This is a genomic window from Mucilaginibacter sp. (assembly GCF_025359345.1).
Taxonomy (GTDB): domain Bacteria; phylum Bacteroidota; class Bacteroidia; order Sphingobacteriales; family Sphingobacteriaceae; genus Mucilaginibacter.
In genome coordinates this window covers 248,265-269,363 of the sequence record NZ_JANYGQ010000009.1, presented here as the reverse complement: position 1 = coordinate 269,363, position 21,099 = coordinate 248,265, and the positions used below count along the sequence as shown (strand labels likewise).

17 protein-coding genes are annotated in these 21,099 nt (G+C 44.8%); 6 read left to right on the top strand and 11 right to left on the bottom strand.

The genetic code is table 11. The annotated features are described in order from the left end of the window. Positions 1-154: 154 nt before the first annotated feature. On the bottom strand, positions 155-2,284 hold the full coding sequence (locus tag Q0R52_RS04900) for a family 20 glycosylhydrolase (protein ID WP_295792691.1): 2,130 nt from the start codon (positions 2,282-2,284) through the stop codon (positions 155-157). Between the two features lie 5 nt (positions 2,285-2,289). After that, positions 2,290-2,907: a TetR/AcrR family transcriptional regulator gene (locus Q0R52_RS04895; protein WP_295792690.1), complete on the bottom strand. Its 618-nt coding sequence runs from the start codon at positions 2,905-2,907 to the stop codon at positions 2,290-2,292. A 326-nt stretch (positions 2,908-3,233) separates the two neighbouring features. Here Q0R52_RS04895 and Q0R52_RS04890 point away from each other — a divergent pair, with 326 nt between their 5' ends. Both Q0R52_RS04890 and Q0R52_RS04885 read left to right on the top strand, forming a co-directional pair. Next, a complete protein-coding gene (locus Q0R52_RS04890) occupies positions 3,234-4,340 on the top strand; it encodes a C1 family peptidase (protein ID WP_295792689.1) in 1,107 nt (368 codons plus the stop codon). A 50-nt stretch (positions 4,341-4,390) separates the two neighbouring features. Beyond that, the gene (locus tag Q0R52_RS04885; protein WP_295792688.1) at positions 4,391-4,567 is read left to right on the top strand and encodes a hypothetical protein; all 177 of its coding nucleotides are present in this window, start codon (positions 4,391-4,393) and stop codon (positions 4,565-4,567) included. Positions 4,568-4,607: 40 nt separating this feature from the next. On the opposite strand, the gene Q0R52_RS04880 is transcribed toward Q0R52_RS04885, so the two are convergent. Further along, positions 4,608-6,974 (bottom strand): glycoside hydrolase family 127 protein, encoded by a 2,367-nt coding sequence (locus Q0R52_RS04880; protein ID WP_295792687.1) that lies wholly within the window; start codon positions 6,972-6,974, stop codon positions 4,608-4,610. A gap of 145 nt (positions 6,975-7,119) precedes the next feature. Further along, positions 7,120-7,848, bottom strand: coding sequence for a hypothetical protein (locus Q0R52_RS04875; protein ID WP_295792686.1), 729 nt, complete (start codon positions 7,846-7,848; stop codon positions 7,120-7,122). Positions 7,849-8,008: 160 nt separating this feature from the next. Here Q0R52_RS04875 and Q0R52_RS04870 point away from each other — a divergent pair, with 160 nt between their 5' ends. Beyond that, positions 8,009-8,572, top strand: coding sequence for a carboxymuconolactone decarboxylase family protein (locus tag Q0R52_RS04870; RefSeq protein ID WP_295792685.1), 564 nt, complete (start codon positions 8,009-8,011; stop codon positions 8,570-8,572). 466 nt (positions 8,573-9,038) lie between these two features. Here the strand turns inward: Q0R52_RS04870 and Q0R52_RS04865 are convergent, their stop codons facing one another. Continuing rightward, positions 9,039-9,236 (bottom strand): hypothetical protein, encoded by a 198-nt coding sequence (locus Q0R52_RS04865; RefSeq protein WP_295792684.1) that lies wholly within the window; start codon positions 9,234-9,236, stop codon positions 9,039-9,041. A gap of 229 nt (positions 9,237-9,465) precedes the next feature. Between Q0R52_RS04865 and Q0R52_RS04860 the strand changes: the two genes are divergently transcribed. Further along, positions 9,466-11,202, top strand: a complete 1,737-nt coding sequence (locus Q0R52_RS04860) for a phospho-sugar mutase (protein ID WP_295792683.1) — start codon at positions 9,466-9,468, stop codon at positions 11,200-11,202. 120 nt (positions 11,203-11,322) lie between these two features. Here Q0R52_RS04860 and Q0R52_RS04855 read toward each other — a convergent pair whose 3' ends face one another. After that, the gene (locus Q0R52_RS04855) at positions 11,323-12,237 is read right to left on the bottom strand and encodes a hypothetical protein (RefSeq protein ID WP_295792682.1); all 915 of its coding nucleotides are present in this window, start codon (positions 12,235-12,237) and stop codon (positions 11,323-11,325) included. A gap of 305 nt (positions 12,238-12,542) precedes the next feature. On the opposite strand from Q0R52_RS04855, the gene Q0R52_RS04850 reads away from it, so the two are divergent. Together Q0R52_RS04850 and Q0R52_RS04845 are read left to right on the top strand one after the other, a co-directional pair. Next, positions 12,543-12,899, top strand: coding sequence for an endonuclease domain-containing protein (locus Q0R52_RS04850; protein WP_295792681.1), 357 nt, complete (start codon positions 12,543-12,545; stop codon positions 12,897-12,899). Between the two features lie 149 nt (positions 12,900-13,048). Next, complete coding sequence (locus Q0R52_RS04845; RefSeq protein WP_295792680.1) at positions 13,049-14,941, top strand: AAA domain-containing protein; 1,893 nt, start codon at positions 13,049-13,051, stop codon at positions 14,939-14,941. Between the two features lie 349 nt (positions 14,942-15,290). Here the strand turns inward: Q0R52_RS04845 and Q0R52_RS04840 are convergent, their stop codons facing one another. From Q0R52_RS04840 to Q0R52_RS29315, 5 genes are all read right to left on the bottom strand, one after another. Beyond that, a complete protein-coding gene (locus Q0R52_RS04840) occupies positions 15,291-16,682 on the bottom strand; it encodes an alpha-amylase family glycosyl hydrolase (RefSeq protein WP_295792679.1) in 1,392 nt (463 codons plus the stop codon). Positions 16,683-16,907: 225 nt separating this feature from the next. After that, positions 16,908-17,957 (bottom strand): SusE domain-containing protein, encoded by a 1,050-nt coding sequence (locus Q0R52_RS04835; protein WP_295792678.1) that lies wholly within the window; start codon positions 17,955-17,957, stop codon positions 16,908-16,910. A 10-nt stretch (positions 17,958-17,967) separates the two neighbouring features. Continuing rightward, the gene (locus Q0R52_RS04830; protein WP_295792677.1) at positions 17,968-19,557 is read right to left on the bottom strand and encodes a RagB/SusD family nutrient uptake outer membrane protein; all 1,590 of its coding nucleotides are present in this window, start codon (positions 19,555-19,557) and stop codon (positions 17,968-17,970) included. Between the two features lie 11 nt (positions 19,558-19,568). Continuing rightward, positions 19,569-20,684, bottom strand: a complete 1,116-nt coding sequence (locus Q0R52_RS04825; protein ID WP_366520852.1) for a TonB-dependent receptor — start codon at positions 20,682-20,684, stop codon at positions 19,569-19,571. Between the two features lie 54 nt (positions 20,685-20,738). After that, positions 20,739-21,074, bottom strand: coding sequence for a hypothetical protein (locus tag Q0R52_RS29315; protein ID WP_366520850.1), 336 nt, complete (start codon positions 21,072-21,074; stop codon positions 20,739-20,741). Positions 21,075-21,099 lie beyond the last annotated feature (25 nt).

The window sequence follows — 21,099 nt, the reverse complement described above, 5'->3', positions numbered from 1 at the left end:
TATATATTTATGGCTACTTATAATAAGGTAAACTTAGCCATAACTGCATGAATTAGTTCACTTGTGGCTGAGTTTAATTGAAAAGGTGCGGAGGTGATTTGCTCTTTTTAAGGCAATGGATAAAAGTTCAATACTTTTTTTTTAAAAAAACAGGTTAAAACAACGGGTAATCAGCCGGCTCGGCAGCCAATTTGCCATTTACCAAGCCTTCAATTTCAACAATAATATCCAGCCCCGCTTCACCATAAACTGTTTTGGTAGTGGCCAATTCATCGGTTTTTTGTTTTATCCAATCGGCTGACGGGGCTTTCCCGGCCTTTAGATTATCGAGTGCTTCGAGGCCGGCATTGGCAGCAATGACCAGGTTTTTTGAGAATGCATCGATATCGGCACTGTTGGGTATGTTTTGCAGCAGTGGCTCCAGTGCGGTGCGGTGGTTTTTCCATAGCATTAGTTGGATGCGGATGGCCTGTTCAGTAGTGGCGTCTTTGGTTTGCAAATAATCAGCCACCAATTTCCTGAAGCGCCTTTTTACTTCCGAATCGACAAAAATAATATCTGATATTGCTGTAAGCGGTGCAGTTTGGTACGATGCGCCGGCAGGCTTTGTAATGCGGGCAAACATTTTTTTGTAACCTTTTATCGGGGCTAAAACATCTGTAACGGTTTTTAGCGGTGCAATATCCCGCCCGCTGGTTAACCTGCGGAGCGAACGGTTGTAATCGCCAATGTGTTGTACGCCCAATTCATCCAGCTGATTACTTATGGCAAATAACCTGCGGTACATATCCGGCACATCTTTAACTGCGGCGGGAGACCATAATCGCTCAGCAATTGCAGCTGCGCGCGGCCAGATGCGGGTTTCAATATTATCCTTATCAACCGCCTCGCTCCACTGGGCAGCCTCGCCGCCGGTAAAGAGTGCTTTGTTTTCGGCGGTGATGGATTCTGGTATCGCCGTGTTGTTATAATGTACGTAGGCAGGCATAAATACATCAAGATAAAACCCTTTAGACACCAATATTTTGTTGCCATGTGCCAAGGCCTTACCTGCATAGGCAGGGTTGCTCCAAACCTGCACGGCAACATCTTTCGGTAAATCGGTAGAGAAAAGTTCTTCCCAGCCCAGTGTTTTTTTATGGTGTTTGGCAAGCAGTTGCGATACCCGCTTTACAAAATAGGCTTGAAGTGCATGGGTATCGGCCATATTGTTCTTCTTCATAAAGGCAGCAATTGCAGGATTTGTTTTCCAGGCAACGCCGTTATTTTCATCGGCACCGATGTGAATGTAGGGTGATGGGAACAGAGCGGCCATCTCGCCGAAAAACCTATCCAGGAATAGGTAAGTCGATTCTTTTGAGGGATCGAACGAAGGGGTGGGAGCGGTGGTGATCATTTTCATGATATCCATTAGCCCCATCGGCTTGCCATTGGTACTAGTCATTTTAAACCTTGGGCCGGGCTGGTAAGGGCCGGGTGCTGCCGCCAGTTCAGGGTGACCGGCAAGCCAACTGGTGGTATGGCCCGGCATATCAAACTCGGGCACTATGATAATGCCGCGTGCCTGGGCGTATTTTACTAGGTCTTTTATCTGAACCTGCGTATAATAATCTCCTAAAGAGCCTTTACGCTGCAAATCCGGGTATATTTTTGATTCGATCCGGAAACCTTCATCATCTGATAAATGCAGGTGCAGTACGTTCATTTTTACCGCAGCCATTGCGTCGATGTTCCTTTTAACCACATCCAGCGGGATAAAATGCCGGGCAACGTCAATCATCAGGCCGCGCCATTGAAAACGCGGGGCATCATTAATGGTAACTGCTGGTAAATAATAGCCTTGACTGTTACTGGTGGTTAATTGTACGATGGTTTCCAGCCCGTGCAAGGCGCCTGCTGTGGTGTTAGCTGTAAGGTTTATTTGCTTTGGGGTGATGGTTAGCGTGTAGCTTTCATCGCCGCCTAATTGCGCAGGGGCTTTTTGTTTAACGGTTACTATCAAAGCGGCAGTGTCGCTTTTGTCATTTTGGGTGATATATTGCTGACCAAAGTGCAAACCTGTTTTGCGGTTAAGGGTTTGGTAGGCGCGGTTTACAGCAGCATATAAAATAGTATCCGTTGCATCGGCTTTAACGGCCACTGTAAAATTGGGTTTTATATTAAACTGGCCGGAGCCAAACACCATGCTTTTGGGCATCGGCATTAAATTAGTTAAGGGCGCGGTTTGTGCATAGGTGATAGTGGCGGCATATAGGAACAGGCAAAACAGTAAAAGCTTTTTCATCGCAATCAGGGTTTATAATTAAATGAGGTGAGTTTTGGGTTATCGTCGATTTCTTTTAGTCCTTTTTGGGTGCAGAGTCCGCGCAGGTAAACTTCCATAGTGTTGGCCGCCAGTTCGAATGGAGATAACCCGAATTTATGAAAGCGGCTGGTACGGGTAAGCGAGCTATATAAAACGCCAATCCCTTCAAAAAAAACTTCAGCAGAAAGGTTGGCGCGGATATAGCCCTCGGCAATTCCATCATTAAATGCCTTAATCAAAGGCCTGCCAAGCTTTGCCGAATTTTGCTGGATGATCTTGTCCTGCAGTTCGGGGTAGTAATAATTCAAATCGTGATAAAAAACTTCGTTTACCTTAAAATCAAGGTCAATTCCTTTTATAAATACCTGGAAAAGCAATATAACCGGGTTGCTGTATTGAGTGGTGGTGTCTGTTAAACCAGCATGTAAGCGGCTGTAATGCAGGTCGAGGCATTCTTCAAGCAGCGCCTCTTTGTTGGCGAAATATTTATAAACTGTTTTGGTAGAAATGCCCAAGGGTGCAATAATTTCTTTAACGGTCATCTTGCGGATGCCATGCGTTAAGAATTGCTGCAGCGAGGTTTCGATAATTTCGGACTTCATTTAATTGACGGAAAATTATTTTGTTTAAATATTTTCCATACAAGTATAGGAAAATATTTTTAGATAAATGTTTTCCTGAAATAGATATTGAAATAAAATTTAAGAACGACGAGGAATACAATCAAAAACAAAAACTGGTTAATGCCGGCTTAAGCGAGGAAGTGAAAGCGGAGCTACAGGATATAATTACCATTAAAAATACTTTAGTTGTGCGGTCATCAAAATCATGGCAGCGCTGTTTTAGCAGGCGGTTATCCCGATAATTTGTGTTATTGGCATATTGAACATATTGTGTTTTGTATATATTTGAATTTTATAAACCAATTATGAAACCAATTATAGCACTGCTCGCGGCATCTTTTGTCGCTGTTAATATATTTGCCCAGGAGCCGCAATTTACCACCGTTAAAAATAATGCCGCCACGCCGGTTAAAAACCAGGGGCAATCGGGTACGTGCTGGTGCTTTTCGAGCACGGCATTAACCGAGAGCGAATTGCTGTTCAAAAAACAACCAGAAGCCGATTTGTCAGAAGTGTTTACGGTTTACAATTTATACCTTGATAAAGCCGAAAAGTATATCCGCGGGCGTGGTACCACCCGGTTTAGCGAAGGTGGGTTGGAGCAGGACATGCTTTATTCAACAGATACTTACGGGGCTGTGCCTCAAAGTGTTTATCCGGGCCTAGGGCGCGATACTGTGCTAAAACACGATTATGCAATGGAAGGGAAGCTAAAAGCATACCTCAACAAAGTTTTACAGGATAACCCGAATACGGTGCCGATGGACTGGAAAATTGGATTTAAAGCTATACTTGATGGCTACCTTGGCGCACCGCCTGCTACGTTTACTTTTAACGGTAAAACCTACACCCCGAAAAGCTATGCACGCGAAAATGTACCTGTAAAATCAACCGGGTATATTGGGCTTACTTCGTTTCAGCACCATCCATATTATACCACTTTTGCCATGGAAGTGCCGGATAATTACAACAGCAACATGTATTACAATTTGCCGCTTGATGAGCTGATGAGAGATATTAAAACAGCTATTATGAAAGGCTATACCATAGCCTGGGACGCCGACGTAAGCAATAAAGGATTTCAGCAGATGAAAGGCTACGCCAAATGGGTTAGCGACGACACCGAGCTGAAAGATTACGCCACGTTTACCGAAAAAAATGCAACACCCGAAATACGCCAGCAACTGTTTGATACCCAGGTTACGCAGGACGACCACCTGATGCAGATAACCGGCCTTGCAAAAGATAGCAAAGGCAATGAGTACTTTATCGTGAAAAACTCGTGGGGCGAAGTAGGACCTTATAAAGGTTATATTTATGTAAGTATGAATTACTTCGTTATCAATACCATTTCGGTATTGTTAAATAAGGATGCATTGGAGCCGGCTATGCTGGCCAGGGTTGGGAAGTAGAAATTTCCATACCTCTGCGGGGGGACAATTTAAGTTTCGGGTGCAAATGATTGCAAAAAAACGTTGCTGTTCACAGTGAAACACAAGGAACGGGGTGGAACGGTAAAATTCAATACATTTTGGAAAAAAGTGCATTTTTGGCTCAAGATGGCAGTTTTTTAACTAAAAGCGCCACAAAAAATGATGAAAGTGCTGACAAAACAGTGTCAGCACTTTCATCATTTTAAATGTTTAATTAGCGGTGTGATAGGTATAAGCCCACCACCTTCAATTCTTCACCATCCTGCTTCCATAAACCGGCCCGGCGCTATTGCCTTGCTTTGGCACAAACTTCACCGTTACCTTTTGCTTGTTTTTGGTTAACTCTATCGGGATAGTGTAGCTGATATCGTAAAAACGGCTTTCCTTATATTTGTTTAAATCAACAGTGGTTAGCTTGGTACCATCGACCATAATATCAAATACCCGACCGCGGTTGTCCATGCCCCAATAGGTATTGATCAGTGTATTTTCAGTATTCGCATCAACCTTCATATCAAACGAAACAAAGCCGCCATTTTCTGTGGAGCGCCATTTTTTTTGGTGATCCTCGCCGGTGGTGAGGTTTTCGCCGCTAAAGCTGTGGTCGCGCTCGGGCTGCATTTCGCCAACACGCAAAATATCGGTGGTGCGCGCATCCAATTCCTGTTGCTGTTTGCGTTGCTCGTCGTAGGCTTTTTGCTGTACCGTCCATGCATCAGGTGTAAACACATCCCAGTAAACCGAATAATATTCATTTTTGGTTCGATTGAAGGGGATTAGGTTAACATCCTGTGGCTGTGCAGTATTCAGGGTGCGGAAGGTCAGCTGGTTTTTGTCCACCATTTGCAGCCATTTGTTAGGATCAGTTTCGCTGGTGACAAATACGGGGATGCCTTTTGTCGGGTCGGGTTCTTTATCACCCAAAATGCCTGCCAGTAAAACGGGGCCGTAAAATATGGCGCGACGGTTGGCGTTATCGGGCAGCGCTTCGGTATACAAATTTTCGGGTGCGGTGAAGGTTATCTTATCGCCATTTTTCCAACTGCGGCTGATAGCAATATAACCATGCTCGTCAATCTTAACGGGCTGTTGTTTGCCATTTATGCTGATGGCGGGATTTATCGCCCAATGTGGTTTGCGGATGCGGATAGTTAACGGGCCCGGCTTAGTGGTGTTTACAGTGAAACTAATATGGTCGTTAGCTGGCAGGTTGCTTTCCTGCTTCAGAATCAAACCCTTAGCGGTCCAATTTAAAAGCGACGGAATAAACAGGTTTACATAAACGGAACCATCGGCCCCGCGCGAATAAATGCTCTCGTTATATTTAACATGGTTTTCCATGCCCGAACCCACGCAGCAGGTAAATGTATCAAACTGGTCGCTGTACTCTTTTTTGCCACCCATACGCATGGGCACAAAATAACACATCATCCCGGTTTCGTGGTTTTGCGATGCCAGTATGTGGTTATACAGCGCTTTTTCGTAGTAATCCATCAGCAGTGCCGAAGGCGCGGTTGCAAACAAATGCCGCGTTAGCTTCAGCATATTGTAAGTGTTGCATGTTTCGGTAGTGTTTTCGGTGAGCTTGTCGTTCAGCTTGCGCGGTTCGCTTAAATATTCATAATTGCTGTTGCCGCCGGTGGCGTAGGAGTGATTGTTAACTACCGTCTCCCAAAAGAAATCAGCAATGGCTTTATCGTTGGCATCGCCGGTAAGTTCGTAGCGACGAGCGCTGGCAATTATTTTGGGGATTTGGGTGTTTGAATGTTTGCCCGGCAATATATCCTCCTTTTTGGCAAGCGGGTCGAGTATGCTTTTATCGTAAAATTTATAGGACAGCGCCAGGTATTTCTTATCGCCGGTTATGGCATATAAGTTTGCCAGTACTTCCGTCATCCCGCCGTATTCGCACAGCAACATTTTTTGCAGCTTCTCGTCGTCAAGGTTTTTGATTGTCTCGCCTGTCCAGTTGGCCATACCCTTGCAAACCTGAAGCGCCTGGGTATTGCTGCAATATAAATAAGCATCTAACAGCCCAGCCATTACCTTGTGCACCGTGTACCAGGGCGACCAGCCGCCATTTAAATCGAAGCCGTGCGAGCGGATATCGCCTTTGGCAACCTCGGCCCAGATAGTATCTTCTTTGGGAATGGCGCCAATATAGCCGGTTTTGCGGGCTACCTGGCATTCATTAAGTTGGCTAACAATATAGTTTACCCGCTTTAAAAACTCAGGCTCGCGGGTTGAAGCATAATGCAGGGAGAGGGCCGACAAATAATGCCCCAGCGTATGCCCCGCAAGGCCTGATGACTCCCAGCCGCCGTACATTTTGCCTTTGGGTTGTAGACCGGAATGTGCGCGGAAAGCCGCCAGCAGCCTGTCGGGCTCAATAGCTAATAAATAAGCGGCATCAGCCTCCATTGCCTGCTTGAACGGGCCGTCCAGAAGTTTTACGTCTTTCAAATCAAAGCTATATGCCTTTATGGGCACCTGCGGTTTTACTTTTATCCGGGCGTCATTCCATTCAGGTACGTATGATTGGGCATGCGCTCTTACTGTTGTTAATCCACAAAATATAACCAGGCTGTATTTAAGCAACTTATTCATCATCATAAATCGGTAATTTATAAATATACGGGTTATAAAGTTACGGGTGTAACACTATTTATTGTGCCTGATATTTTGCAGTTGATAGCAGGATATTAGCCGGTTTTAATTTTGATAATGGCCAGCCGGAATAAAATATGGGAATACAGGATTATCCAATCACGGTGCTTTTGGCAAACCGGCTTAAACAACCGGTGTTGATCGACACCATTACAGCACACAAAATAAACCAGGCAGTAACTAACAAAGGTGTGCCCATAATCCAAACCTGGTTTAACAGGCCTTTTAGCAGGATGCCGTTTAGTAATATCAAAATAACTACTGTATCTAAAATAAGAGGTATCACCAGGAAGCCTATGAAAACTAAAATCTTTCGTTTATTTACAATAGCCTTGTAGGCTGTTATTAACGGAGGCATACAAATAATTGCAACGATAGCAAAGGCTGCAATTTTTATAACCTGTAAATTCGAATGGTCGTGGTTTAAAAACAACGCCCGCAGGCCCCACACTTCATCGCCCGATCCGGTGGCAGCCATATACATGCGTCCAAATTGCATATTACCCAATATTAAAATCAAACCAAATGATTTAACCCCGTTCGATTTTCCATATTTTAACCAATATCTGCCAAGCCATAGCATAATAAATGTAAATATCGGCCCGGCAAAAGTCGCCAAAATGGCCAGCGGGTGTTGTCGCTGGCAGTCGGTGCAGATATCCCAAACATTAAAATCGCGGGTACCCCAGCAGCCGCAAATCAGCCGGCCGGTAATTATATGGGCAAGTTCGTGCAGCTCATGCATCAAAAAAAAGAAAAATATAAATACCAGGAGGTTTTTGAAAGTAAGCTGAATTTGTAAAGAGGAAGTGGCTGGCATTTAGATTGCGATTTGTAAAGATGGCTTTGTGACGCAGGTTTAACGCGGGAGGTTACATGGCATTTTTTACCGGGCGAGAGGGTCTGCCCATCAGCTTCGTTCCTTCGTGCCTTTTTAATAAATTTACTCCGTTAATAAATGCACAATAAATTTAACCGCCATGCCCCACATACCCTTAGACCCCAATCTGCCCGGCATTACCGGCCTGCTGAATTATCGCCAGGATACCGCTTTGCCCATCCGACAGCTTACCCAAATATTGCTTCGCGGTGAGTCGACGTTAACGGAAGGCGAGCGGGAGTTAATTGCCACCGTGGTATCGCAGGGCAACCAATGTGATTTTTGCTGTAACGCTCATACTGCTGCTGCGGATGCGCTTTTAGGTGAAACCACCACTGCTGAAATGGTTAAAAACGACCCGGAAAACGCGCCGGTAAGCCAAAAGATGAAATACTTGCTGCAAATAGCCCGCAATGTGCAGGCCGATGCACGTACAGTTAGCACCGAACTGGTGGATAAAGCAAAGGAAGCTGGTGCTACCGACCTGGAGTTACACGATACCGTTTTAATTGCTGCCCTGTTTTGCCTGTACAATAAATATGTAGACGGCCTGGCCAGCGTTACGCCAACCGAGCCAGCTTTTTACAACCGGCTAGCCAATATTTTGAAAACCAGCGGTTATTTACCGTCTGAAAACAGGTATGCGAGCCTGAATAAAAGTTAAATCAATTAGTGTTGATTGGCCTTTTAACGGCATGCTCTCTGGCCTGTATATTCGACGAGATTCGTTAAAACAACTCAGTTTTCAAAGACAGGCATGGCTATGTTTACCATTTAGAGATAGTTTTAAGTAATAATTTATATTTCTAATTAAATTATTGCTGCTTTGGCATGGTATGTGTTATTTCTGAAGTGATAGATTATTGACACTATGGAAATTCAACACACTGGCAAGCCCGACTACATGGCGGATAATTTACAATTGGATAAATTAAAACACCGCCAACCTTTTATGAAACAATTAATATTATGGATGATGATCATACTGTCACTTATTTGCGTGGTAGCATTGGGTATGATTATTATCAATTATAGTATACATGCAAAATTGTAATTCACTTATCGATAGGTTTATTTGAACCACGCAAATGTTCATTGAGGTTATACCTGATTCGGGTAGCGAGGTAAGATTAACTGCTTTTCCTGAATTTTAGAAACGTAATTACAATAAAAGCTATAATTGGAGTGGTAAATATGGCCAGCAGGATAGAACCCCAGTAGCCCAATGCTGTGTCTTTACCATACCTGCCTATCACCACTATTAATAATATAGCTACAATAATTAAGATAAGTTCGGCACCCCCGATATTTAAAAATGCTAATTTCATAAGGCTTATCAATATCTACTAATATAGATATTTAATTACCATTGTTCATTTTGTCATTTAGCGCGCAAAAGCATCTATTGGCCGTATTTCAAAGTCGTAGGGGAGGAGGTGTAGCAACGGTCTTAAAATATTTTTATTTGCTGCAATCAACCCCTGTTTAAAATACTTTTTTATTATCATATTTGGATTGTAACCCAATACGGGATTAACCGACATTATACATACTACTATGCAGGAATTAGACCCAACCATTTTACAGAAGGCCAACGTGTGGCTTACCGGCAACTATGACGCTGATGTGAAACAGGAAATACAGACTTTAATTGACAATAAAGCATATACCGAACTTACCGATTCGTTTTACCGCGACCTTGAGTTTGGTACCGGCGGTTTGCGTGGCATCATGGGGCCGGGCAGCAACCGTATTAATAAATACACCATTGGCGCAGCAACGCAGGGCCTGGCTAATTACCTGAAAAAAACCTATCCCGGCGAAAAGGTGAAGGTTGCCATTGCGCATGATAGCCGTAATAATGCCGACTTGTTTTCGCGTATTACTGCGGAAGTGTTTTCGGCTAATGATATTTACGTTTACTTTTTTAAGGCCCTGCGGCCAACACCTGAACTTTCGTTCGCGGTGCGCCACCTGGGTTGTCGCAGCGGGGTGATGCTTACTGCGTCGCATAACCCTAAAGAGTATAATGGTTATAAGGCCTATGGTGCAGATGGCGGACAGTTTGTGTCGCCGCATGATAAGGCTGTGATGGATGAAGTTGCTGCCATAAGCAGTGTTGATGATATTAAATTTAACCGGGTAGATGCCAACATAGAGGAGATAGGTGAGGAAATAGATGAGCTTTACCTGGATGCGATAACCAAGCTATCTGTATCGCCCGAAGCCATTAAGCGCCAGAAAGATTTAAAAATTGTTTACTCACCGATACACGGAACCGGTATTACACTTACTCCGCAGGCCCTAAAGCGTTTTGGTTTTGAGAACGTTATTTTGGTTGAAGAGCAAATTACACCGGATGGTAATTTCCCAACGGTAATATATCCAAATCCCGAAGAAAAGGAAGCGTTAACCCTTGCCCTTAAAAAAGCGCAGGAAACGGATGCCGACCTGGTGCTGGCCACCGACCCTGATGCCGACCGTGTGGGCATCGCCGTAAAAAATACTGACAACGAGTTTATCCTGTTAAACGGTAACCAAACCGGCACAATGCTGATCAACTACCTGCTAACCGCGTGGGAAGAAAAAGGTAAATTAACAGGCAACGAGTATATTGTTAAAACCATTGTTACCACCAACCTGATTGATGCTATTGCCAAAGCCAAAAATGTAACCTGCTATAACACTTTAACCGGCTTTAAATACATCGGCGAGCTTATGACCCAATTTGAAGGCAAGCAAACCTTCATCGGCGGTGGCGAAGAAAGCTATGGCTACTTAATTGGTGAATTGGTGCGGGATAAAGATGCAATTATAAGCAGCGCCTTTATAGCAGAAATGACAGCCTATTACAAAGATAAAGGCAGCAGCCTGTTCGAGGCGTTGATTGATACTTATGTGCAATATGGTTTTTACAAGGAGAAACTGATTTCCCTCACCAAAAAAGGAAAAACCGGCGCCGAAGAGATAAAGGAAATGATGGAGACGTTCCGCAGCAACCCGCCGGCTACGTTAGGTGGCTCAAAAGTGGCTACGCTTAAGGACTATGAAAAAGGCATTGAAACGGATTTACTGACCAATACCACTAAAAAGATTGAACTGCCAACTAGCGATGTGCTGCAGTTTATTACGGAGGATGGCACCATCGTTTCGGCCAGGCCTTCAGGAACCGAGCCCAAGATAAAATTCTATTGCAGCGTTAACGGCAAGCTGGCCAGCAAAGCAGCCTATGCCGAAACTGACAAGCAACTGGATGAAAAGGTGAATAGTGTGATGAAGGATTTGGGGGTATAATAAAAAATTTGTCATTGCGAGGAACGAAGCAACCGCGAACTATGCAGATCCGCTCTGTAAAGTTTGCGGTTGCCGCGCTCGTTCCTCGCTCGCAATGACAATCAGGTTTGCAATTGAAGACTAATTCGTCAACTTCGTCAGCTCCGACGTAAGCATAATCTTTCCATCCGGTCCATGAATTTCCTGCTTTACAGTTCCAACTCCGGGGCAAAACCATTGTACAATTTCCTGTTTTGGTGTGGTGAACTTACGGGTAACCGAACCGATAAACCAGCGGCCGGTTTCTTTTTTGGCGACCGTCATGGTGTACATCTCAGCAGTAATTTTAAAGCAGTTAAAGGTTCCGCCGGGTACAGTTACTGATTCCAGTGCGCCAACCTGTATATTGGTGGTAACCATGCGGCTGCCTGTGCCAATTCCAAGGTCGACCAATTGTTCAACATAAGTGCGGCTAACATTTGTATGGTCGTAATAACCTGCCGAGTTATTTACGTTGGTAAACTTAGGCAGCCCAACTTCCTTCCACTGCTTTTCGGTTACAGTATAAGCCATTGCCGAAAGATTTTCGTAAGGCTTAAGCGTCATGCCTGTTTTCAGTTCCAGCGGGAACTCAATAGGGTCGCTCGAACTGGCATATACAAAGCCTTTGCCGCCTTTTTTGGTGGCAATTTCTTCCAGGTCGTGGGCGGTTTTTTCGGCTATAGCTTTGTTATCATAAAAAAGGCGGGTTACAGTATCATTGCAAACATAAGTTAGGTTTGATATGCTGTTTGAAACACCTGCAGCTGTGTAATGTGTGCTTGTTGTTTTAATTACGTGTACCTTATCTTCATCCTTAACTTCTGTCACTGCAGTTACGTTTTTCCCGAGGGCCGCATGCGCTGCCGAGTAAATAGTTAGCTCGGCTTCGGAGCCTACCTTGTGCATAAACAGGGCATTGCAATCCTGGCTAAATGCTGTTTGTTTGCCTGCCATTAAGAATAAGGCCAAAAACAGGCTGCCTTTAAGTAGTTGTAGAGTCGAAGTTTTTTTCATCGTGGTTGATTTTTAGGGTCAATTAATTTGTATGGCCCGTGGTTGTTTTTTATTGTTGGGCCGTTGATGTAAAAATGCCTGTGTTTTAGTGGATTGGCAATAATACATATGTAGTATAAATGAGGTATGTAGTGAATGCACTTGCGCAGGTGATTAGCGTGAATGTCCGCCGGAGTGGACTCACCCGCTCGACGCTTCGCTGGAGCTGCTCTCTCTACGGCAAGCCGTAAAGAGGGCGGGGGATTTTCTGTTTTTAAATTCTACTTGAGTTTTGCGATAAATAAAGATTTATTTACTTTTCGGTTATGGCGTCTATAATCGAACTGTGTCGTGAATTGAGGCAACGGGAAACCGTCGCCGAAAGAGTTTTGTGGGAACATCTTAGAAACAGGAAATTTTCGAACTACAAATTCCTGCGGCAACATCCAATTTTTGTTATTAATGCGTTTGGCAGGAACTCATATTATATCCCCGATTTTTATTGCCATAAAGCGAAATTGGTTATCGAAGCCGACGGCCCTGTACATCTTTATAAAAAGGATTTTGATAAAAATCGGGATGAAGTATTGCTGGGCTTGGGGCTAACTACGTTGCGATTCCAAAATGAAGAAGTTTTAATTGATCTCCAGGATGTTTTACGAAAAATCAAAGAGTATTTATAAATTATAATTCCGCCGCCCTCTTTACGGCTTGCCGTAGAGAGGGCAGGACGAGCGAAGCAATGTCCGGGTGAGTCCACTCCGGCGGACATTAAAGCCAGCGCGCCGTTAGCCACTATCTATCCTTCAAAAAATTTCTCCCATCTTTGCACATGCCTTATTTTAAAAAGCTGCTTGATTTGTTAAAGATCGAGCGCGAGGAAGACCGCAATTCTTATTTAAAACTTACCGAAACATCGTCTGTAGCCGACCGCCGGGCAAACGGCCTCACCTGGTATCCTATAGCCATACGCGGGACTGAACCCAGTCGTGGCGATTATTTAACCGTTGAGGTGGAGCGCACTACACATCATGATATTTCACACCAGTTCAGATTTGGGTCGCCAGCCGTATTGTTTACCAACCACGACCCGAAGAAAGACCGCGTTGAAGGTACAGTTACCTACCAGGGCGGCAATCGTTTAAAAATTACGTTGTTTACGGAAGAACTGCCTGATTGGAGCCGTGATGGCAAACTGGGCATCGAGCTGCTTTTTGATAACAACAGCTACGATGAAATGCAGAATGCCGTTAAACAGGCATCGGCAGTAAAAGAAAAGCCGGAAGGCAGGCTGGTAAATATATTAACGGGCGAATCGGCCCCGGTGTTCAGCCGTCAAAATCAATATCCATCCTTTCCGGGATTAAATTCCTCGCAGCAACAAGCGGTTCAAAATATATTGGCGGCACAGGATTTGGCTATCGTTCACGGTCCGCCGGGAACGGGAAAAACTACTACTTTGGTGCAGGCCATTAAAGCGCTCATCGCCCAAAATAAAGAACAAATACTGGTGGTGGCGCCGAGCAATACCGCTGTTGATTTACTGAGCGAAAAATTAAGCCTGGAGGGTTTGAATGTTTTGCGTATAGGGAACCCGGCGCGGGTATCTGAAAGGCTGATGTCGTTAACCCTTGACAGCAAAATGGCGGAGCACAGCTACGTGAAAGATGTAAAGAAGCTCAAAAAACAGGCGTCCGAATACAAAAACATGGCCCATAAATACAAGCGCAGCTTTGGCAAAGCAGAACGCGACCAGCGTAAGGCCTTGTTTGATGAGGCCCACAAAATTATGCGCGAGGTTGATAAAACCGAGCAATTTATCATCGACGATTTGGTTGCCAAAGCGCAGGTTATTACAGCCACGCTGGTCGGCTCAAACCATTACACCGTCCGCAATGTAAAGTTTAATACCGTCGTAATTGATGAAGCCGGCCAGGCACTTGAACCCGCCTGCTGGATACCGATATTGAAAGCCCAAAAGCTAATTATGGCCGGTGACCACCTGCAACTGGCACCCACCATCAAATCGAACGAGGCCGCACGTGCCGGGCTAAGCACCACTTTACTGGAAAAGTGCGTTGCCCTGCACCCCGAAGCAGTAACACTGCTTGAGGAGCAATACCGGATGAACGAAACTATCATGGGCTTTTCATCAAAAGAGTTTTACGGCGACAGGCTGATGGCGCATGAATCCGTTGCTCACCGGTTATTAATTCCCGGCGACTTGCCTTTTACGTTTATTGATACAGCCGGCTGCGGTTTTGACGAAAAACTGGAAGGTACAAGTTCGGTAAACCCGGAGGAAGCGGCATTTTTAATAAGGCACTTAACGCAACTGGCAGAATCATTGCAGGCAGATGCAGCAGGTTTTCCAACCATTGCGGTAATATCACCCTATAAAGAACAGATACGCATTTTGCAGGAGCTGTTGTTAAGCTCTGAAGTATTACAAGCCCATGCTGATAAAATATCGGTTAACACCATCGACAGTTTCCAGGGACAGGAGCGGGATGTAGTTTATATCAGCATGACGCGCAGCAATACGAGTGGTGACATCGGTTTCCTTGCGGATATCCGCCGGATGAATGTAGCCATTACCCGCGCAAAAAAGAAACTGGTTATTATTGGAGATAGCTCAACGCTGGGTAATTTTCCTTTTTATGGGGATTTGATTAAATATGCTGAAGGGGTAGGGGGATATAAGAGCGCGTGGGAGTTTATTTGATGATTTCACCGATTTAACTTCTTTCTAAAAATCATGTCATTTCGACGAGGAACGAGGAGAAAACTTGTACACCCGCTATTCCCGCGGGAATGTCAAGAGCAGAAGTTTTCTCGCTGTCGCTCGAAATGACATGATTTTTTTTTACGTTATGTTTAATGTCATCAGTAGTGACGGAATTGTTATTGAAATGGTTTGATTTTTAAATTAATTAATACAAGGAAGCGGGAGGGCTCCCGCCCCTTGTAAACCAATTGTACGAAGAGAAAAAATCTTTATTGTTAGTCAGTGATCATTAGTCATTAGTGCTTTTCGGGGCATCTTCAAATTTTCAAATCACCACATCTTCAAATTATTTCTTTAATATCATATACTCATAAGGTTGCAAAGTAACCTTTGCGCCTAATGTGGCACTTGCATTTGTAATTCCGTTTGTCCATGCGCCTTGTATGGCTGCGGGAACGGTAAAGTCATTTACACCGTTTTTGGCATTCACTAATATCAGCACATCATCAGTCCCGGCTTTCTTTTCAAAAGCGATGACGTTGGTGTCGTTATAAGGCGTTAATGTCCCGGTTTTAATGGCTTCGTGTGCAGTTCTGAATGCTATTATCTTTTTGTAAGCAGCCGTCATGTCGGGGTTGGTGCTCCAGTCGATGGCGTCGTTACTAAAAATGCTTAACTGTTTAGGGCTGCCGACTTCCTGACCTGTATAAAGCAATGGTATTCCGTTCATATAGGCGGCCAGCACATAAGCAGCAAGCGCGCCCTGTTTACCCTTGTAAACGGTCACCGTGGCGCCATCGCTCGATGTTACATCGTGATTGGTGCTGTACCTTAACTTAAATCCACCCGCTGCTAATGTGTTATTTTCATTTGTATTGCTTGTAAACAATGCGCTAGGTGCTTGCGTACCGGCAAAAACTCCTTTCAGCGTGCCATAAAAATCAAAGGCATAAGTCATTTGGAAACCGCTGTTAAACATGCTGGTTTTTACGCCCTCGGCAAGTAACACCAGTTTACGGTTGGTAAACTTATGTAACGTATCAATCGTTTGTTTCCAAAAATCATCCGGTACAAAATCCACGGCGTCGCAACGGTAACCGTCAATATTGGCGGTTAATACCCAAAACTTCATGGCGCGTATCATGGCAGTACGCATCGCACTGCTGTTATAATCCAATGCGGCCACATCATTCCAGCCTGTTCCCGGCGGACTTATAATATTACCCGCTCCATCCTGTTTATACCACGATTTGTTGTTTATCCAGGCGTTATCCCAGCTTGTATGGTCGGCTACCCAATCAAGTATTACGGCCATATTGCGGTTGTGGGCTTCGGTTACAAGATTACGCAGGTCGTCGAGGTTCCCAAATTCGCTGTTTACGGCATTGTAATCTTTAACAGCATAAGGCGAACCAAGGCCCCCCGCTGATTTTAGTACACCTACCGGGTACGTAGGCATCAACCAAACGGTATTAACGCCAAGCGCTTTTATTGAATCGAGCCTGGCAAGCACGCCTGCAAAGTTGTGTGTTGCGCTGAATGAGCGTAGGTTAACCTCGTACATTACAATATCCTTGGAATCTGGTACGCCTGTAAATGGTGTGCCGTAGGCCGCAGGGTCTTTATAAGTGTCAACAGGTTTGGTAGCAATGGTATCGGGCTTGGTTGGGGTAACTGCTTTTTTACCGCAGCCCGTCCCCAAAAAGGCCGATAATAGTATTATTAGTAAACTGTTCATTTGGAATTTTAAATTGTAAATTTTCATACTCACTTTCCTTTTTTTCTTAATTAAATGCTACCCTGTTTTTTTATTATCTACCTCAAAAATACCGGCATTTTACTGGATTATAGCATTGCCTGTTTTAAATAAACAGTGAACCGGGCATCTGCCCAAAATGTCTAATTATTTAAGTGTGTATGGAAACAGCCGCCGGCCGTACCGATTGCCGGCGGCTGTTTTAAATTAGTTTTTAACTATAGTATAAGCGTAATATTTTGGGTTAGTCTGGCTCATGTCCAGCGTAACGGTGTAGTTACCTGCATCGTTAATGGTAACTGCTCCCGGGTCGTTAAAAATAAGCTTACCGATTAATGAATTTGCATCGGCAGGGCCATAGTTGATATCCCAGGCATCGTTAGCGCGGAATTTTAGCGCGCCCGGTACCAGGTTCAGCTTAATGCTATATTTATTGGTCGCCACATCATAAGTCATTGCGGTTGATGCATCCCATCCATGCGGGGTAGCGGTGCCGATAATACCTATGCTATTTATCAGCGTAGCTGAGTAAGTAAGCGCTTGAATATCTGCATTCAACTTATATACGCCCGGTGCGTCGACTTTTAAGCCTGCTGCTGCGCCATCTGTGCTTAGTTTGCCGCCGCCCGCATCGCCATAATTAATGTGGTCCCAATCGGGTGCGCTGGTAAATTTAAAGTAATCGCCAACGTTCATATAAATATAGCCTTCGTAGGTAAAGGTGGTAACCGCCGGTATGGTCAAGGCTGCGCCCGGGTTCCAGCCCTGGTAGGCGCCGGGTACCGAAAGCTTATCGGGAGCCAGTACTTTAAAGGTGGTAACCGTTAACTTAACCGATTTTGAAAAAACCGAATCTTTGCCGTAAATAGCCGCACCGGTACGCACCTCGATCGTCGAGGCTGAGTTGGCAGGCAGGTGCAACTGGTTAATCAGCCGGTTATTTAAGCCGCCGTAGGTTATTTGCAGCGAATCGGCAGTGGTTGCGCCAATTACGATTTTGGTTTTAAAGTTGTTGCCGGTTGGCGCTACCTGTACAAAGTAGCTGATCACTGCGCTAACGCCATAATCTGCTTTCTGCCATTTAGTAGTTAACATTTGGTTCGAGTCTGCCGCTGTAACTGCTATCGAAGTACCATCCGCAGGATTTTTCAGCACCGGTGCGCCGATGTTCGACGACACGGTTACCAGCGCCTCTTTTTTGCAGGCCGACAACATCCCGATGGTCAGTGCCATTATAATTAAAAGTATTTTTTTCATGATGTTGATTTTAATAGCCCTGGTTTTGAGTTAAGTTACCGTTCAATAATAAATCGGAAGCGGGGATAGGGAACACGTTTAAGTGTGCGTCGGTTGCCCGGCCTGCTTGTATGTCGCCTTTAAAATCCCACAGGTAATCGCCACCGGTAAACAGGCCGAAGCGGATCAGATCTGTACGACGGAATGCTTCCCAATATAGTTCGCGGCCACGCTCGTCAATTAAAAAGCTAAGATTTAGCTGCCCGGCATTAATGTTGCCATTGGTGTTGCCGTAGGCACGTTGCCTTAGTGCATTGATATAAGTAAGCGCTGTACCTGCGTCGCCGCCTGCACCGCCGCGTACAACGGCTTCTGCATAGTTCAGGTATATTTCAGCAAACCTGAACAACGGGAAATCGGTATCAACGAAGGTGTCATTTGAACCCCGCACGCCGGCCGAGCTTACGTTTTTAAACTTGGCGCTAAGGTAGCCCTGGGTAAATACTGTTGGGTTGCTGATGTTCAGGTCCTGGCCCGAAGTGTAAAATATGGCCCTTTTGTCGGTAGCGCCGGATGGGTCGGCAAATACTTTGTTTACAAACGAGGTTGTCATCCTGTTACCACCCCAGCCACCTGAAGCAATGCCGAAGGTATTGGTAGCATCTTCCGAACCACCAACTGCTGCGTGGATAACAAATGTCATATCGCCATAACTTTCGGTGTTCACACCGTCTTCGGCAATTGGCATAATAATCTCATTGGTAAGGGTGTTGTTATCAGTTAAAAACAGGTTTTTGTAGCTCGGGTTAAGCGTGTATTTGTTTGCGCTGATAATTTTGTTGCAATAAGTAATGCAATCGGTGTTCCTGTCGGTGCCGGTAAACACTTTCGCGTTCAGGTATAGCCTACTCATTAAAGCATAGTCGGTAAACCTGTTGGCACGAGCGTACTCGTTCGTTTCGGGCAGTAATGGTTGGATTGCAATTAATTCCGATTCAACATATTTAAACAAATCGGCCCGCGATATTTGCTTCGGTAAAAATGTGCCGGGCAAATCCGTTTCGGTGGCAAACGGTGTTTTTCCGTACAAATCCATCGCGATATAGTAAAAATATGCCCTTAAAAAACGTGCTTCGGCTACATAACCGGTTGCATCTGTTTTTAGCTGACCGGTCAAGCCGCCTAGCTTAGCGTTTACATCGCGAATGTACTCGTTGGTGTAGGCAATGTTGATGAACAAGCGTTCGTACATCAGCTGTACATACAGGTTGTTATCGCTCCATATGCCGCCGTGGTACTCAACCAGGCCGCCATCGCCCCAGGCGTTGATGCACTCGTCAGTCGTTACTTCCTGGGCTGCCCAGTATTCGCGTAAAAAGCAGGTGGTACCCTCATCAGATGCCTGGATCTCTGGCGCACCAAACTGGCCCTTTTGGCCCGACAAAGCTAACGAGCCATACAGTTTGGCCAAAAACTCTTTGTAAGCTGCCGGCTTATCCAGCAATGTCGCCGATGTGGTAACCAGTGGGTCGATTGGTTTCGTGTCCAGCTTTTTGGTACACGAGGTGGCAAACACAACTATCATGATTGCCTGTAGTATTAATACTTTAAGTACTTTCATTATCTTTATTATTAAAAATTACAGTTTAAACCAAGCTGGTAAATGCGTGCCCGAGGGAAGAAGTTATTATCCAAACCGCCGCTTATTTCGGGGTCGAGCCCTTTGTAGCCAGTTATCACAAATACATTTTGCACGCCTGCGCTAACATGCAGCTTAAAGTTTTTGCTGCCGTAGTTAGGGAAAGTGTAACCTACGTTCATATAATCCATCCTGAAAAACGATGCATTCTGGATATAATAGTCAGACAGGTTGGTTTGCAGTGCGTTGGTAAATTTGGTATCCTCAGCAGCTTTGGTTTGGTTAGCCAAATAACCAAGCGACGAGTACAAACCACGGTAAGTGCTGCCCGATGCTACGTTGTTATAGTTGTAGTTGCCCAGGCTCAGCCTGCCCGAAAAGTTGAAATCGAACTTTTTATACTTTAATGATGAGTTGATGCCCATTAACACAGTAGGGTCCGGTTTTTTGTAGAGGTACAAATCGGCGCTGTTTATCTGGCCGTCTTTGTTGCGGTCAACATAACCGTTTTCAATAGGTTTGCCATTGGTGTCATATATCTGCTGGAAAACATAAAACGAGTTGATAGGGTAACCTACCTTATCAGCCTGAATTAATCCCGATGTTGTTCCGGCTATGCCTGAGAATGGGTTAGTGTTGATGAAGTTAGGATCGTTGCTGTTGTTCAGCCTGGTTACTTTGTTTTTATTGTACGATATGTTGTAGCCAATTTGCCAGTTAACATCAGGGCTTGCTATGGCGACGCCGGTCAGGTTTAACTCCGCACCGCGATTTTCCATATCGCCAACGTTTTGCAATAATACCGACGAGAAGTTGCTCAATACCGGCACGTTGGTTACAATCAGCAGGTTCGATGTTTTCTTATAATAAGCATCGATACTACCTGTTAAACGGTTGTTAAGGAAACCGAAATCAAGCCCGATATTGCTTGTGGTTGTCGATTCCCATTTAATGCCTGCATCATAGCCTTCAGGGCGCTGGGTATAGTAAAACTGGTCGCCGAATTGATACCTTGATGAGTTATCACTGCGGCTAAAGCGCGCCTGGTAAGGATAGTTGTTATTGTTATTTAAATCCTGCTGACCGGTTGTACCGTAGCCAATGCGCAGCTTTAAATCAGACAGGGTATTGCTGCCCTTTAAAAAGTCTTCCTCTTTTAAGCGTCACGCAAATGCAGCTGCCGGGAATACGCCGAAACGGTTTTTTGGTGAGAACTTGGAAGTACCGTCGTCCCTTACAGTTACGGTAAGTGAGTATTTATCTTTAAAGGTATAGTTTGCTCTTCCGAAAAATGATATCAGGTAGTATTCTGTTTTGTAGGCCGAAGCAGCGTTCAGCGTTGTCTGGTGGTAATCATACGACGATGAACCACCTTCGGTATAGAAATGCGAGTAGGCATAGCCACCGGTTACATCAACCGTGCTCGCTATCGATTTTAAATTCCTTTTATAATTCAGGAAAAACTCGGCCAGCTGGTTACGGTTAACAGTGTTATACATTGCCCTTTGTCCGCCAGATGCAACG